Annotated in this window: 13 protein-coding genes and 1 pseudogene; 7 read left to right on the forward strand and 7 right to left on the reverse strand. The window is 71.7% G+C overall.

The genetic code is table 11. The features are described 5' to 3' along the window. The first annotated feature begins 13 nt into the window (after window positions 1-13). Entirely contained in the window at window positions 14-1,273 is a 1,260-nt protein-coding gene (locus tag PV682_RS31205) for a YhgE/Pip domain-containing protein (protein WP_319735121.1), read from the forward strand. Here PV682_RS31205 and PV682_RS31210 read toward each other — a convergent pair. From PV682_RS31210 to PV682_RS31220, 3 genes and pseudogenes are all read right to left on the reverse strand, one after another. Next, window positions 1,263-1,610, reverse strand: coding sequence for a GNAT family N-acetyltransferase (locus tag PV682_RS31210; protein ID WP_319735122.1), 348 nt, complete (start codon window positions 1,608-1,610; stop codon window positions 1,263-1,265). The two genes, PV682_RS31205 and PV682_RS31210, sit on opposite strands and share 11 nt — an antisense overlap. A 206-nt stretch (window positions 1,611-1,816) precedes the next feature. Then, window positions 1,817-2,035, reverse strand: a pseudogene (locus PV682_RS31215) (GNAT family N-acetyltransferase); the annotation flags it as partial. 67 nt (window positions 2,036-2,102) lie between these two features. Next, window positions 2,103-4,889: a glycosyl hydrolase 115 family protein gene (locus PV682_RS31220; protein ID WP_319735138.1), complete on the reverse strand. Its 2,787-nt coding sequence runs from the start codon at window positions 4,887-4,889 to the stop codon at window positions 2,103-2,105. 208 nt (window positions 4,890-5,097) lie between these two features. Here PV682_RS31220 and uppS point away from each other — a divergent pair, with 208 nt between their 5' ends. Beyond that, window positions 5,098-6,699: a polyprenyl diphosphate synthase gene (gene uppS / locus PV682_RS31225; RefSeq protein ID WP_319735123.1), complete on the forward strand. Its 1,602-nt coding sequence runs from the start codon at window positions 5,098-5,100 to the stop codon at window positions 6,697-6,699. On the opposite strand, the gene PV682_RS31230 is transcribed toward uppS, so the two are convergent. Then, complete coding sequence (locus tag PV682_RS31230) at window positions 6,632-7,276, reverse strand: hypothetical protein (RefSeq protein ID WP_319735124.1); 645 nt, start codon at window positions 7,274-7,276, stop codon at window positions 6,632-6,634. The two genes, uppS and PV682_RS31230, sit on opposite strands and share 68 nt — an antisense overlap. A 128-nt stretch (window positions 7,277-7,404) precedes the next feature. After that, entirely contained in the window at window positions 7,405-8,160 is a 756-nt protein-coding gene (locus PV682_RS31235) for an MBL fold metallo-hydrolase (protein ID WP_319735125.1), read from the reverse strand. Between the two features lie 101 nt (window positions 8,161-8,261). On the opposite strand from PV682_RS31235, the gene PV682_RS31240 reads away from it, so the two are divergent. The 3 genes from PV682_RS31240 to PV682_RS31250 all read left to right on the forward strand — a co-directional run bounded on the left by PV682_RS31240 (window position 8,262) and on the right by PV682_RS31250 (window position 10,929). After that, window positions 8,262-8,855 (forward strand): CGNR zinc finger domain-containing protein, encoded by a 594-nt coding sequence (locus PV682_RS31240; protein ID WP_319735126.1) that lies wholly within the window; start codon window positions 8,262-8,264, stop codon window positions 8,853-8,855. Between the two features lie 165 nt (window positions 8,856-9,020). Beyond that, window positions 9,021-9,506: a GNAT family N-acetyltransferase gene (locus PV682_RS31245; RefSeq protein WP_319735139.1), complete on the forward strand. Its 486-nt coding sequence runs from the start codon at window positions 9,021-9,023 to the stop codon at window positions 9,504-9,506. 184 nt (window positions 9,507-9,690) lie between these two features. Further along, entirely contained in the window at window positions 9,691-10,929 is a 1,239-nt protein-coding gene (locus PV682_RS31250; protein ID WP_319735127.1) for a cytochrome P450 family protein, read from the forward strand. Window positions 10,930-11,007: 78 nt separating this feature from the next. Here the strand turns inward: PV682_RS31250 and PV682_RS31255 are convergent, their stop codons facing one another. Then, window positions 11,008-12,126 carry a fatty acid desaturase family protein gene (locus PV682_RS31255; protein WP_319735128.1) on the reverse strand — a complete coding sequence of 373 codons (1,119 nt, stop codon included), beginning with the start codon at window positions 12,124-12,126 and terminating at the stop codon, window positions 11,008-11,010. 7 nt (window positions 12,127-12,133) lie between these two features. After that, window positions 12,134-13,192, reverse strand: coding sequence for a ferredoxin reductase (locus tag PV682_RS31260; protein WP_319735129.1), 1,059 nt, complete (start codon window positions 13,190-13,192; stop codon window positions 12,134-12,136). Window positions 13,193-13,301: 109 nt separating this feature from the next. On the opposite strand from PV682_RS31260, the gene PV682_RS31265 reads away from it, so the two are divergent. Then, window positions 13,302-14,441: a PucR family transcriptional regulator gene (locus tag PV682_RS31265; RefSeq protein WP_319735130.1), complete on the forward strand. Its 1,140-nt coding sequence runs from the start codon at window positions 13,302-13,304 to the stop codon at window positions 14,439-14,441. Between the two features lie 61 nt (window positions 14,442-14,502). After that, entirely contained in the window at window positions 14,503-14,940 is a 438-nt protein-coding gene (locus tag PV682_RS31270; RefSeq protein WP_319735131.1) for a pyridoxamine 5'-phosphate oxidase family protein, read from the forward strand. Window positions 14,941-15,106: the final 166 nt, after the last annotated feature.

A 15,106-nucleotide genomic window follows, 5' to 3' on the forward strand; every position in this document is an offset into this window, starting at 1 on the left:
GGGAATCGGTGCAGTGACGCACGACAACGACGACGCGGCAGCCCCCACCAGGCCGGGTCCGGGGCTCTGGCTGACCCCCGCCGTCCTCGTCACCGTGATCATGGCGGCCCTCGCGTCGCTGTACCTGGGCAGCACGGTCAACTCCGCCGACCACCTCGACGGCTTCCCCGTCGCCGTCGTCAACGCCGACCGCGGCGACACCGGCGCCAAGATCACCGAGGGCCTGCGCAAGAACACCGACCCCGACAAGTTCGACCTGCGCACCCTCACCCTCACCGAAGCCCGCGAGCAGATGGGCGAGGGCAAGCTGTACGGGGCGATCGTCCTGCCCGCCGACCTCACCCAGCGGCTCGGCGCGCTGAGCGGCCCCGGCGCCGACGTGCAGCGGCCCCAAGTCGCCGTCTACACCAACCCGTTGGCGAACACCTCCAGCGTCTCCATCGTCAACGCCTACGCCACCAAGGCCCTCGCGGGCGTCAACGAGACCGTCGGCAAGCAGCTCCTCGCCGCCGCCCCGAAGGCCCCCGGCATCGCCCGCCTCGTCCTCGCCACCCCGCTGGACGTCCACACCACCCCGTACGAGCCCGTCCCCAGCGGCACCGGCAACGGCCTCTCCGCCTTCTACTACGCCCTGCTGCTGGTCCTCGCCGGATTCACCGGCTCCGTCATCGTCGCCAACCTCGTCGACGCGCAGCTCGGCTTCATCCCCCTCGAATGGGGCCCGGTCTACCGCATGGCCGCCAACTCCGGCCGCAGCCGCCTGAACACGCTCCTCGTCAAGTGGGCGCTCATGGGCGGCCTCGCCGTCGTCGTCAGCACCGCCTACCTCGGCATCGCGGCCTGGCTCGGCATGCCGCTGGACCACCCGTGGCAGCTGTGGCTGCTCGGCGTCCTCGTGATCGCCGCCGTCGCCGTGGTCGCCCAGGCGATCCTCGCCCTGCTCGGCGGGCTCGGCATGATCGTCAGCCTCCTGCTGTTCGTCGTCCTCGCCGTCCCCAGCTCCGGCGGCACCACCCCGCTGGAGGCGCTCCCGCCGTTCATCCGCTTCCTCTCCGGCTTCGAACCCGTCCACCAGGCGTACCTCGGCGTCCGCTCGGTCCTCTACTACGGCGCCACCTGGGACGGCGGCCTCGGCCGCGCGGTGACCGCCTCGTCGGTCGCCCTCGTCCTCGGCCTGGCCGCGGGCTTCCTCGGCACCCGGGCCTACGACCGCAAGGGCCTGACCCGCAGCCACACCACCCCGGAGCGGGAACCGGAGCCGGTCACCGCGTGACGGCCGGCACCCTGCTGTAGACCGTCGAACTGCGCCGCACCGTCATCCCGACGCGCTCGTACAACGCCAGCGCCTCCGTGTCCGAGTGCGTCCACAGCGTGCACGCCCGCCTGCCCCGCCGATGGAAGGCCCCGAACGCCTCCAGCAGGAGCAGGCGGGCGATGCCGCGCCCCCGATGGTCCCGCCGCACCGCGACCCGCTGCACCCGCCCCTCGGCACCGTCCGAGGAGAGCGCCACCCCGACCGGCTCGCCCCCGGCGACGCCCCGGCCACGAACGACTCCCGCCCGACCGTGTGCCGCACCCGCTCCTCGTACGGCATCCGCCGCTGCTGCCACTCGTCGAACGCGTCCTCGGTCACCTGGTACGCCGCCCGCTCGTCCCCGGCCCGAAACGCCCGGACCGTGACCCCGGCCAAAGGCGCCGGCACCTCGGGCTCCTGGTCCGTCGCGATCTTCAGCAGCCACTCGGTGACGAGCGGGACGTACCCCCGCGACTCCAGCAGCGTGATCGCGGCGAGGTCGCTGTGCGGGACGCTCTGTGCGAGCCGGTCGCCCGTGGCCCGCTCCTCCGCCCAGGCCAGCAGCGACCTTCCGAGCCCCCGCCCCCGATACCGGGGATGCACGTCGCCCGTGGCCCGCACCCACCCCCAACCGGCCGCCTCCCCCGCGGATCCAGCACGACCACCGCCTGCGAACCGGGCTCCCCGAGCGCGACCCGGTCCGCACCGGTCGTCACCCGACAGTGGAGACTCTCCTCGCACGCGGCGATCAGACGATGGACCACCGGTACGTCGGCGGCGGTCGCCGGACGGCGCGACAGCGGATCGGTCATGCGCGCACCCCGGACCGCCGGCTCTCGGGCGGCGCCAGATACCCGGGCACCGCCCCCGCCGTACCGATGACGATCTGATCCACGGCGATCGCCGCGTCCACCATGAACAGCCGCAGCGTGTGTTCCCCCGGCGCCCCGACGACGACCGTCCCGGTCAGCTTCTCGACCCCCTCCTCCACGTTCCGCGCCCACGCGTCCCCCCGGTTCCCGGTGGCGACGGCCTGCCCCGACAGCACGACCGGCGCCTGATCGTCCAGCGCGACGGCCAACCGCCGCTTCCCGCGCTCGTCGAGGGAGGGCAGCCGGAAGACGGTCACCGGAAACGTCCCGGCCGACCTGAAGTGCACCCGGTACCGCAGCTCGGGCGAGCGCGTACCGAACTCCTCCGTCACCGAGGCGGCCGTCGACGGCACGGCCTCCACAGCTCCGCTACGCCGCCCCAGCCCCCGTACCGTCCGCCACCGCGCGCTCCCGCGGGGAACCTGCCGGTCGAAGTGGGCCGCCTCGATGGACACGTACCCGTGCGCCTCGACGAACCCCCGCACCGGCACAGGGGAGTTGACCACCCGCAGCGCGACGGCGACGCTCCGCCCCGCGCCCGTGAAGGAGACACCCGGCGTGTGGGTGCCCTCCGGCACCCGCCCCCAGTCGATGTCCACCCAGACCCGCGTCTGGTCGGTGAGCGTGCCGCCGGAAGCACTCACCCGCACCCACGGCTCACTCGCCTCCGCCACCCAGTCCACCGGCAGGAACCCGGTGTTGAACACATCGACGAACCGCCGCCCCCGGTCGCAGGAGTCGAACGACAGCGGCGAGGCGGCCCCGACGTCGTTGCCCTCGGCGGCCACCCCCAGCCCCGACGTCTCCTGCCGGGCGACCCGCGTGACAGTCGGCCGCCCCGGAGCCTTCGGGATCTGCGACGGGTACGGATTGACGATCCCGTCCCATTTCCCGCCCGCCACCTGCGTGTTGTACCGCCGCGTGATCGCCTGTTCCTCGGCGTGCGCGGCCTCCGCGAGATCCGCGTACCGGTTCACCCCGGCCCCGCGCCCCTGCCGCACGGCGAGCGCGTTGCGGTCGGCCCAGTAGTACTTCAGGTTCATCAAATAGGCCCCGTGGACCGGGTATTCGACCAGTTCGAAGTAGGCGTCCCGGTAGACCTCGGGAAGCCTCGCCCCCAGCGCGCGGACCCGGTCGAGGAGAGCCGCGTACGCGTCCATCCGCCGCCCCGCCTCGTCCCCGTGGTGCACGGTCGACAGCACGTCCCGGTCGATGAACTCCGGCCGCCGCTCGGCCGCGAGACGGTAGTACTCCGTACGGATCGCGGTCAGCTCCGGCGCGTGCTCCCGCCCGAACTGCCGCCCGTACCAGCGCGCGAGGAACTCCTCGGGCCCCGGGCCGTCCACGTCCCAGGCCAGGTCCAGGCAGAAGGACAGCCCCGTCTCGATGGACTTGAGGTCCCCCACGTTGAAGATCCACATGCGGTCCACCCCGTGCTCGTGCACGCGCCGCAACTCCCGCCACACCTTGGCGAGTTGCGTGGTGTCGAGCCAGAGGTAGCTGCGGGGCCGCCCCCAGTAGGACAGGTGGTAGTAGATCCCGTTCCCGCCGCTGCGGGCCCGCTCGGCGTCGTCGGGGAGCTGGCGCATGTTGCCGTGGTTGTCGTCCGGCCAGATCAGGGTGACGTCGTCGGGCACCTGGACACCCGCGTTGTAGAGGTCCAGCACCTCCTTGTACGGGATGAAGATCTGCGGCTCGGCCCCTGCCCCGACCTCCTCGGCGAGGATGCGCCGCTGGTCGGCGATGATGCCGTTCATCACTGCGACTTTCTCCGGGATCGTGGTCGCGCCCCGCGTCTCCAGCGCCGAGTCGTGCAGCCCGCGCATCCCCAGCGTCCAACTGCTCTCGTAGCGCGCGTTCTGCCGCGCCCGGGCACGCCAGTAGTCCGAGATCACCGCCGGGTTGACGGTGTAGTCGTACACCGGCAGGCTCCCGTCCGCGTTGCGGTGCTCCGCCGCCCACGGGTCCCACTCGTGAACTCCGTTGCGCAGCATGGCTTCCGGATGGCTGGACCCGACGACGATGCCGTACCGGTCGGCCAACTCCGGGTTCTCGGCGTACTTGTTGAAGAAGTCCGAGTACGGATGCATCGCGGGCCACAGGTAGTTGGCCTTGAGGCGCAGCAGCAGCTCGAAGATCCGCTCGTAGGTGCGGGGGCCGATGTTCTTGTCCGGCTCCTGGGTGCGGTGTGACCACGTGGTCAGGTTCTGCTCGTCGTTGATGAAGACGCCGCGGTAGCGGACGCTGGGCTCGCGCCGTTCGAAGGTCCGCGCGGGGACGGTCACCGTGTCGCGGCGGACGACCGGGACGTCGGCCCACCAGTGCCAGGGGGAGACGCCGATGCGCTCGGACGTGTCGTAGATGCCGTAGATCGTGCCGCGCCGGTCGCTGCCGGTGATGGTCAGGGCGCGGTCCACGCCGGGGAAGGGGCGCTCGACGACGCGGGTCACCGAGGCTTCCCAACGGCCCTGCGCCGCCGAGGTGGTGATGACGACCAGGTGCTCGGCGCGCTCGGGCCGGGCGTGCAGGAGCCGGGGCCGCACCCCGCTGACCCGCTCGATGTCGGCCGCGAGATCGCCGGCCGCGCGGATCACCGCCGGATGCTCCGCCGGGTCCACGTAGAGGTCGGTGGCCTTCCCGTCGGTGACCAGCGGGAAGGCCGGGCGCGCGGGCGACGCCCCGGCCGCCGTCGGGAGCAGCGGGGCGGCACCGGCCGCCGCCATGCCGAGCAGGAACGACTTGCGGGTCCACAGGGGTCCGTCCGGCACGAGGCACTCCTGATCCATAGCGGCGACAAAGGCATGAACAGGTCAAGAAAGCGCTTGCTGTGCACTGTAGGAGGCACCCCGCGGACTCGTCCAGAGGCGGGAGCGACCGATGGGGGAGTGGGTCGTTAGGGCTGACGACGACACGAGAAGGACGAGGGACGACATGGACGAGCTGCGCGAGTCGTACGAGGCGTGCGAGGCCGAAGTACGCGACCACCTGCCCGCGTTGTGGACCGTGACCGATCTCCTGCCCGCCGAGATCCGGCCGTTCATGCACGCGATCCACGGCTGGACCGTCACCACCGACCGCATCGCCGACGAAGGACCGCCCGAAAGCCGCCGGGCACGGTTCGCCCAGTGGCGGGCCGACACCCTCGCCGAACTGCGCACCGGCCGCAGCGAACACCCCCAGCGCCGCGCCCTGATCGACACCGTGCACCGCCGGGGACTCGACCACGCCCTCGTCGAGGAGCACCTGGCGACCGTCGCCGCCGACTGCGCGGCCCCGCCCGCCTTCGAGACGTTCGCGGACCAGCGCCGCTTCCTGCGCGGCATCACCGGAGTCGTCGGCGAACTCTGGACCCCTCTCCTGGAGCCGCGCGGCCCCGAGAGCGCCCGCCTGATCGCGACCCTCTTCGACGCCTGCAAACTCGCCGACCTGTACGAGGACCTCCCCGACGACCTCGCCCAGGGCCGCTGCTACTGGCCCCGCGAGGACCTGCGCGCCCTCGGCCTCACCGTCGACGACCTCACCGCGGACGGCCCCCGTGAACCCCTCGACGCGTTCATCGACCTCCAGCTCGCCCACTGGCGCACCCTGCTGGCCGAAGCCGTCCCCGCCACCTGGGCCGTGGCCGAGCCCTACCGCCCCTTCCTGCACTCCCTCCTCCTCGGCGTCCAGCTCCACCACGACGAGGTCACCCTCCTGCGCTCCCGCGTCCTCACCTCCGGCGTCGACCAGCTCACCGGCGAGACCAGCCCCCGGCCCCCCTGGCCGGGTCAGCGCCCCGCCCACGTCGCCGTCATCATGGACGGCAACCGGCGCTGGGCCGAGGCCCACGCCGTCCCCGTCCGCCAGGGCCACCACGCCGGCTCCCGCGCCGCCATGCGCCTGGTCAACTCCGCCCTGCGGCTCGGCATCCGCCACCTCAGCCTCTACGCCTTCTCCACCGAGAACTGGAACCGCACCCAGGAGGAGACCGCCGCGATCTTCGGCGCCTTCGCCGACTGGATCTCCCGGGGCGCCCGCACCCTGCACGGCCTCGGCGTCCAGGTCCGCTGGTGCGGACGCCGCGACCGCATCGACACCTCCCTCGCCTCCGCCATCGCCCTCGTCGAGAACATGACGCACGCCAACGACGTCCTCACCCTCACCCTGTGCGTCGACTACGGCGGCCGGGAGGAACTCACCGCAGCCGCCCGCGCCCTGGCCGCCGAAGCCGCCGCCGGCACCCTGCGCCCCGAGGACATCACCCCCGACGACCTCGCCCGCCACCTGTACGTGCCCGGACTCCCCGACGTCGACCTGCTGATCCGCACCTCCGGGGAGCAGCGGATCAGCAACTTCCTGCCCTGGCACCTCGCCTACGCGGAACTCGTCTTCGACCCCACGCCCTGGCCGGACTTCGACCTCACCCGGCTCAGGGACGCGGTCACCGCCTACACGGAACGCGAACGCCGCTTCGGCGGCCGGGCGCTCACGCCTTCTTCGGCGGCGTGTACACCGCCTCAGCGGTCACATACGCCAGCACCGACTCCGCGGTGATCTCGTCGGTGGCGAACGTGGTCGCGAACGTCTCCAGCAGTTCGGGCGTCGGCCGCAGCGGCACCTCCGCCACCCTGACCTTCATCGGCGACCCCAGCGGCACGGTCTCCGTCTGGAGGACGCCCTTGTCGAGCCCCGGCCGCACCGTCGCCCGATGGCCGACGTCCAGGCCGTTGACGACGCACTTGCCCCACGCCACCCCGTCCTGGAGGAAGCCCTGGAGCTCCGTCACCCGGACCGTGCCCTCGGGCGTGCGCACCTCCACGCCCCCGGCCAGCCGCCCGTCGCCGTGCGCCTTCGCCGGGTTCAGCAGGGACGGGTCACCGCTCCCGGAGAGCACCGGGAACCGGATCGCACCTCCCTTGGCGTCCATCGCCGCGGGCTCGACCGCCGCCACCGTCGCCTGGAACCGGCCCAGCAGCGCCTCGCCCAGCGGCGTCCACCTGACCTCCGCCCAGCCGTCCGAGACCGTACCGAGCGACCCGTCCGCCGCGCCGGCGTCCGCCGCCCCCGCGAACTGCGCCAGCAGCGGGGCGGCCAGGACGGCGCCGAGAACCGAACGTCGTGTGTTGTCCATCGTCATCCTTCCGGGGCCGCGCGGCGCGACCCGGCAAGGATCATCGGGGCCCGCGGGCGCCGCGCAGGCCGCACGGGGCCGCGAACCCCTCGAAAGTGCGCCCCGGACCACCCGATCGTGGGACGCGGTCAGCCGACGTCGAGCCGGTCCGCCAGCCCGGCACCGGTGAACGCGGCCACCAGTTCCGCACGCCCCTCGGTGAAATGGGTCCAGCTGTCGCAGTGGACCGGCACGACCCGCCGCGCGTCCAGCAGCCGCGTCGCCTCCACGGCCCCCGCGCTGTCGAGGACGAGCAGCGCGCCGTCGAACAGCCGGGGGACACGCGGAGCGCCGGCGAACAGGACGGCCGTGTCCACGGGAGCGAACCGCCCGGCGATCTCCCGCACGGCGTCCAGGGACGCGTTGTCGCCGCTGACGTACACCGTCGGCAGCCCCTCGCCGGTCAGCACGAACCCGACGACCTGCCCCGTGAACGGCTCGACGTCCGCCCGCTCGCCGGGGCCGTGGATCGCGGGGACCCCGGTGACGGTGAGCGTGCCCCCGCCGGGACGCTCCAGCTCCACGGCCTCCCAGTCGGCGAGCCCCCGCGCGTTCCCGCCGAGCCGCTGCCCGCCGCCGGGGGTGGTCAGGGTCAGCGGTACGTCCGCGAGGAGGGCGCGGCCGGAGACGTCGAGGTTGTCGGCGTGCTCGTCGTGCGAGAGCAGGACGACGTCGATGGGCCCGAGGTCGCCCGGGGCGGCGGCGGCCGGGGCGGTCTTGGTGAGCTTGCCGCCCGGTACGGGGTAGTCGCCGGGCGCGTCGAAGGTCGGATCGGTCAGGAAGCGCAGGCCGCCGTACTCGAAGAGCGCTGTGGGGCCACCGAGGACGCGGACAGGGAAGGACACGACGAATCTCCTCACGGATGTTCTGAGTTGAACCGTGAGAGGATCGTAGGCAGATCTCACGGATGAAGACAAGCTGGTCCATGAGAATCACGGGACGTAACATGAACGCCGTGGAAGATCCCCTGATCCCGCCCGCGCCCGGGGAGGAGCGCCACCGAGCCCTCGCCCTCGCCAACAGCACCCTCGCCCTGCCCGGCGGACACGTCGTCGACCTCCTCGGCACCCCGCAGGACGCCAACCGCTGGCTCGTCGACCACACCCTCGCCCCCGACGACGTCGACCTCGGCGAGACGTGCACGGCCCAACTCCGCGCCCTGCGCGAACAGATCAGAACCCTCTTCGCCTCCCGCGTCGCCGCCCTCCCCGCCCTCCCCGCAGCCGTCGCCGCCATCAACGACGCCATGACCCGCGTCCCCACAGCCCCCCTCCTCCAGTGGGACGAGCAAACCGGCCCCTACCGCACCACCCCCCACCCCACCACGGCCCTCGTCGACCACGCCCTCGCCACCCTCGCCGCCGACGCCGCCGACCTCCTCACCTCCCCGGACGCCGACCGCCTCACCGCCTGCGCCTCCACCCCCTGCACCCGCTACCTCCTGCGCCACGGCCGCCGCCACTGGTGCTCCACCCGCTGCGGCGACCGAGCCCGAGCAGCCCGCGCCTACGCCCGCCGAACCCGCCCCGACACGACCTGAACAGACTCCGGGCGGACGCGTGCGTACGTCATCCACCGCCGACAGCCTTTCCGGCACCGACCCGGAGCGGAGCGCCGCGCCCGGTCCGCGCCCAGGGACAGCCTCGGCCCCCACCCGGGTACGCGGACAACACGCCGCTAAAGTGCTGCCGTGCCCTACGCGCCGATGCCCCTCCACCTGAACACCGCCCGCCTCACGTTGCGGCCGTGGACCGACTCCGACATCGCCGCCCATCGCCTCCTCGTCGCCGAACGGGGCGACGGCCTGCCGTCCGTCGAAGACAACCGGCGGATGATCGAGGACCAGCGCACCGCCACGGCCCGGACAGGCATCGCCCTGATGGCCGCAGTCCGCCGCGACACCGGCGACTTCATCGGCTACTGCGGACTCACCGTCGGCCGCGCCAGCGCCGAGGAACCCGAGATCGCCTACGAACTCTTCCGCCACGCCCACGGACAGGGCTACGCGACCGAGGCCGCCACGGCAGTCCTCGACGCCGCGTCCACGACCGGCCGCACCCGCCTCTGGTCGACCGTACGCCCCTGGAACACCCCGTCGTTCCGGGTCCTGGAGAAGCTCGCCTTCGAACGCCACCACGTCTCGACGGACGACCGCGGCGACCTCGTCTGGCTCACCCGCACCCTGCCCTGAAGAGCACAACTCCGGCCACAGGCACAGAACCCGCGAGAGGCCACGGCCCATCGGGTGCCACGAGGGCCGGTCACGGGTAGCCATGGCCGGACGAGAGGCCGCCGAGGCGCGCGCACCCAGACCGCGCCGTCCCGGCGCACCCCTCGTGGCCGGTACCCGGACCCGCCCACCGAGAAGAGGCCCCATGACCACCGGACGCCTTGACGACCACCCCCACCCCGTCCCCCTCGACCCCCACGGCATCGACCTGCCCGGACAGGCAGCCCGCTTACGCGAACTCGGAGACATCGCCGCCGTCGAACTCCTCGGCGGCGTCCGCGCCTGGATGCCCACCTCCCAGCGCGTCCTGGAACCCCTGCTCACCGACCCCCGAGTCAGCCGCGACGCACGCCGCCACTGGGACGCCCTCAAGAGCGGCTGGCTCGCCGCGAACCCCGACGCCCACTGGATGTACGGGCTGCTCGCCGACAACATGTTCTGGGCCCACGGCCCCGACCACACCAGGCTCCGCAAACTCGTCGCCCCCGCCTTCACCGCCCGCCGCGTCAAAGCCCTGCAACCGTCCCTCGACCGCCTCGTCACCGGCCTCCTCGACCGCCTCGCCGCACACCCGCCCGGCCGGACCACCGACCTGCGCGCCGCCTTCACCGGACCCCTGCCGCTCGGCGTGATCTGCGAGATGTTCGACGTGCACGGTGAAGGCGCCGCCGCGGTCAAGCACTTCGCCGACATCGCCCTCACCGCCCCCGACTCCCAGGACGGCGCCACCGCGTTCGCCGCCTGCCGAGCGGCCTTCGCCGAGGTCCTCACCCACAAACGCGCCCACCCCGGCACCGACCTCACCACCGCCCTCCTCCAGGCACAGGACGGCGACGACACCCTCACCGACGACGAGATCATCGACACCATGGTCCTCGTCCTCGGAGCCGGCCTGGAAACGACCGTCCACCTCATCGGCAACGCGGTCGTGGCCCTGCTGCGCAACCCCGACCAACTCGCCCTGGTCCGCGACGGCCACGTGCCGTGGGAGACCGTCGTGGAGGAGACCCTGCGCTATGCCCCCGCCGCCCCCCTCAGCCCCCTGCGGTTCGCCACCGAGGACCTCACGGCAGGCGGCGTCACCATACGCGCCGGCGAAGCGATCGTCGCCGCCTTCGGCTACTTCGCCTGGGACCCAGCCCACCACGGCCCGACCGCCGACCGCTTCGACATCACCCGCCCCACCCCCATCCGCCACATGGCCTTCGGCCACGGCCCCCACCACTGCCTCGGCGCCCCCCTCGCCCGCGCCGAAGCCCTCACCGCCCTACCGGCCCTCTTCACCCGCTTCCCCCACCTGACCCTCACCCCCGACCAACCCCTCGACCACGTCCCCTCCTTCCTCATCCACGGCTTCCGCGAAATCCAGATCATCCCCACCTGACCCCTCACCCCGCGCACCTGATGACATCCGAACTCATCGACAAACGACTCTCGTTGAGAGCTACGCAGCCACTCACCGTCAGGCGGCGACGAGCTCCTGCTCGCGATCCGGCGTCCTGGTCCCGGGCTTCTTGTTCGGCAGCGAGAGCCGGACGACCTTGCGCCACGCGGAGAACACCTGCTTGGGCAGCGGCCCGGTGACGTACTCCAGCTCGTACTTCTCGAACAGCGCGCGCACCTTCACCGCGACCTCGGCGTACCGGTTGCTCGGCAGGTCCGGGAAGAGGTGGTGCTCGATCTGATGGGAGAGGTTGCCGGTCATGAAGTGCATGGCCTTGCTGCCGCTGATGTTCGCCGAGCCCATCATCTGCCGCAGGTACCACTGGCCACGGGTCTCGCCCGTGATCGACCGCCGCTCGAAGACCTGCACCCCCTCGGGGAAGTGCCCGCACATGATCACCGAGTGGGACCAGACGTTGCGCACCAGGTTCGCGGTGAACGTGGCGGCGAGCGTGGTGAGGAACGACGGACCCGACAACAGCGGGTGAACCACATAGTCCTTGAGTACCTGCTTGCGGATCTTGCGCCCCACGGCCCTGGCCCGCGCGCGGAACTCCGGGTTGTTACGGCGGCCCTTACGCAGGTTCTTGCCGAGCTCCAGGTCGTACGCCGCGATGCCGTACTCGAAGAAACAGGCGTTGATGAAGTTCCACAGCGGCTGGCCGAGGTGGAACGGGTGCCACCGCTGATCCTCGTCGACGCGCATGATGCCGTAGCCGAGGTCGTTGTCCTTGCCGATCACGTTGGTGTACGTGTGGTGCAGCTCGTTGTGCGAGTGCTTCCACTGCTCGGACGGCGAGACGTGATCCCACTCCCAGGTGGTGGAGTGGATCTTCGGGTCCCGCATCCAGTCCCACTGGCCGTGCAGGACGTTGTGGCCGATCTCCATGTTGTCCATGATCTTCGCCACGGACAGCCCCGCGGTGCCGATCACCCACGCGGGCGGGAAGAACGAGAACAGCAGCACACCCCTGCTGACCAGCTCCAGCTTGCGCTGCGCCGAGATCACCTTGCGGATGTAGGCGGCGTCCTTCTCGCCGCGGTCGGCGATCACCTCGTCACGGATCGCGTCCAGCTCGCGGCCGAGCTCCTCGATCTGCTCTGCGGTCAGGTGGGCGGTGGGGTCGATGGCGGTCAAGATGCTCCTACCGTTCGATGTCGCAGGGGCCCGCCGCAGCGGACACGCAGGTCTGGATGAGGACACCCGGCTCGGCCTCGGTGATCTCGCCAGTACGCAGATCACGGACGGCGCCCGCCTTGAGCGGTGTGACGCAGCCGAAGCAGATACCCATACGGCACCCGGAGGGCATCAGCACGCCGGCCTCCTCGCCGACGTCCAGCAACGGCGTGGCACCGTCCGCGTCGACGGTCTTGCCGGTGGTACTGAACGTGACCTCGCCGCCGCCATCGCCGGTGACGACGATGCTGGGACGGAAGCGTTCGATGTGCAGGCGCTCGCGGACGCCGTGCTCGGCCCACTGCTTCTCAGCGGCGTCGAGCAGGCCCGCAGGCCCGCAGGCCCAGGTCTCGCGCTCGGTCCAGTCGGGCACGAGCTCGTCGAGACGGGCGAGGTCGAGCCTGCCGTCGGTGTCGGTGTGCACCTCGGTGAGCCGCAGCCTCTTCTGCGCGACCAGGCCGTGCAGTTCTCTGCGGAAGATCACGTCGTGCGGACGTGGCGCGGAGTGGACCATGACGGCGTCGTCGAACCCGGTGTCGCGCAGCATGCCCATCACCGGCGTGATGCCGCTGCCGGCCGTCAGGTAGAGCACCTTGGCGGGCATGGCCTGCGGCAGTACGAAGTCCCCCGCCGCCTGCTCCAGCTGGATCAGCGTCCCCGGTTTCACCCTGCGGACCAGGTGATTGCTGACCTTGCCGCCCGGGATCGCCTTCACGGTGATCGTGACGCGGCCGTCGCGGCGGCCGGCCGGCGAGGTGATGGAGTAACTACGCCACAGACGCACCCCGTCGACATCGACCCCGACGCGCACGTACTGACCGGCCGTGTGGCCGCGCCAGCCCCGCCCCGGCCTGATCACGACGGTCGCGGCGTCACCCGTCTCGGGACGCACGGCCTCGATGCGCCCACGCAGGTCGGCACCCGCGCGCAGCGGGCTGGCCAGGTCGAGGTAGTCCGACGGCAACAGCGGCGTCGTGACCATCTCCAGCAGCTTCCACGCCCTCCTGCTGAGGGCCGCACTCCTCATGACTCCAGCTTGCTGCGCCTCTAGGCGTAAAATCCTGACCGCAGGATGTGAATTCCGTGGACTGAGTTGTTCGCAGAGAACAAAACAGGGAGCAGGGCAGGGAACGAAGATGAGCGATGCAATCCGGAAGGCTGGCGAACTGACCCTCGACGAGACCACGGTCACCGCACTCCGGGCCGTACTGAGGACCACCGCCGACGAGGTCGTCCAGGCGATCATCGACGAGGTTCCCCCCTACGCGGGCGCCCTTTCGGGCCGCATGGGCGGCGCCATCCGCGGAGCCGTCCGCACCGCCCTGGGGCACTACCTGGACCTCGCGAGCGGGAACGCCACGGGCGGCGGCGCCGGTGACGCGGCCTACGAGCTGGGCCGCGGCGAGGTCCGGGACGGCCGTTCGATGGACGCCCTGCTCAGCGCCTACCGCGTCGGCGCCCGCGTGGCCTGGCGATGCCTGGCAGCGGGCGCCGTACCCGCGGGCCTGCCCGCCGCCGAGGTCGCCAAGTTCGCCGAGCTGACGTTCGCCTACATCGACGAGCTCTCCGCCGCGAGCGCCGCGGGCCACGCCGACGAACTGGCCGCCCGGGGCCGGGCCCACGAGCGCCACCTGGAACAGCTGGCCCGCGACCTCCTCGCCGACGCGAGCCCGGACGTGCTACTGGCCTCCGCCCAACGGGCCGGGTGGCAGCCACCGGCTTCACTGACCGTGGTCCTCCTGCCCGCTGCCCAGGTCCGACCCGCCTACCGCGCACTCGACCCGGGCACCCTCGTCCTCGACGACCTGCCGGACGCCACCGGCGTGCTGCTCGTCCCCGATGCCGACCGACCACGCCTCCTGCGCCAGCTGACCGGTCGCACCGCCGTGGTCGGCCCGACCCGGCCGTGGACCCGCGCGTCCGCCTCGTACGCACGAGCCGTACGCGCGCGCTCCCTCTCCTCCGACATCCGCGACACCGAGGACCACCTCCCCGAACTGGTGCTCAGCGCCGACGCGGACGCACTCGCGGACCTGCGTACCCGAGCCCTCGCACCGTTGCAGACCCTGCCCGCCGCGACCGCGCGGCGGCTGGAAGAGACGTTGCGGGCATGGCTGCTGCACCAAGGCAGGCGGGAGGAGGTCGCGACGGCGCTGTTCGTCCATCCCCAGACCGTCCGGTACCGCATGTCGCAACTCCGGGACCTGTTCCCGGACCTCACCTCACCGCACCGGATCCTCGAACTGACACTGGCGGTCGGCCTCCGGACCCGCTGACGCGCTTGAGGAACCGCGGATGAGGCGGCGAGCACGCTCGGGGGTGGCTAATGTGTCGGTTATGCGCCCGATGACCCGAGCGGAACGAGAAGCCTTCCTCGCGGAACCGTATGTCGGAATCCTGAGCGTTACGGCCGAGCCGGAACGCGCCCCCCTGACCACCCCGATCTGGTACGAGTATCAGCCGGGCGAGTTGGTCAAGGTGATCACTTCCCCCGGCGCGCGCAAGACCCGGCTCATCAAAGAGGCAGGCCGGTTCGCGTTGTGCGCGCAGGTGGCCGAAGTCGAGGACTACCGGTATGTGTCGGTGGAAGGTCCGGTGACCGAGATCAGACCGACCTCGAAGCAAGAGCGTTTCGACATGGCTGCGCGCTACATGGGCGACACCGCCGCCACCGACTACGTGAACGCGACGGAGGAGTCCGCGACCGACAACGTAGCGATCTACATGCGACCTGAACAGTGGAACACTTTCGACTTTCGGAGGGCTCTCGACTAGGCCTTCTCAGGCCGATCATGGTTGTGGACTGTCGGGCACGATGGCTGGGTGAGCATCATCACGCAGTCCTTTGTTGCGCTGATCACCTGGGCCCGCAGCCCCCGCAGCGGTGCGGCAGAGGCAGGCGCACGAGTCCGCACGGCAACGAGGCTCACGGCAGAAGCCG

Origin of the sequence: Streptomyces niveiscabiei (assembly GCF_033794345.1) — a bacterium.
GTDB lineage: Bacteria > Actinomycetota > Actinomycetes > Streptomycetales > Streptomycetaceae > Streptomyces > Streptomyces niveiscabiei.

Coding starts and splice junctions, on each gene's coding strand:
- PV682_RS31265 (WP_319735130.1), top strand. CDS start 13,302: ATGAGCGATGCAATCCGGAAGGCTGGCGAACTGACCCTCGACGAGACC.
- PV682_RS31240 (WP_319735126.1), top strand. CDS start 8,262: ATGAACGCCGTGGAAGATCCCCTGATCCCGCCCGCGCCCGGGGAGGAG.
- PV682_RS31250 (WP_319735127.1), top strand. CDS start 9,691: ATGACCACCGGACGCCTTGACGACCACCCCCACCCCGTCCCCCTCGAC.
- PV682_RS31270 (WP_319735131.1), top strand. CDS start 14,503: ATGCGCCCGATGACCCGAGCGGAACGAGAAGCCTTCCTCGCGGAACCG.
- uppS (WP_319735123.1), top strand. CDS start 5,098: ATGGACGAGCTGCGCGAGTCGTACGAGGCGTGCGAGGCCGAAGTACGC.
- PV682_RS31245 (WP_319735139.1), top strand. CDS start 9,021: ATGCCCCTCCACCTGAACACCGCCCGCCTCACGTTGCGGCCGTGGACC.
- PV682_RS31260 (WP_319735129.1), bottom strand. CDS start 13,192: ATGAGGAGTGCGGCCCTCAGCAGGAGGGCGTGGAAGCTGCTGGAGATG.
- PV682_RS31230 (WP_319735124.1), bottom strand. CDS start 7,276: ATGGACAACACACGACGTTCGGTTCTCGGCGCCGTCCTGGCCGCCCCG.
- PV682_RS31220 (WP_319735138.1), bottom strand. CDS start 4,889: ATGGCGGCGGCCGGTGCCGCCCCGCTGCTCCCGACGGCGGCCGGGGCG.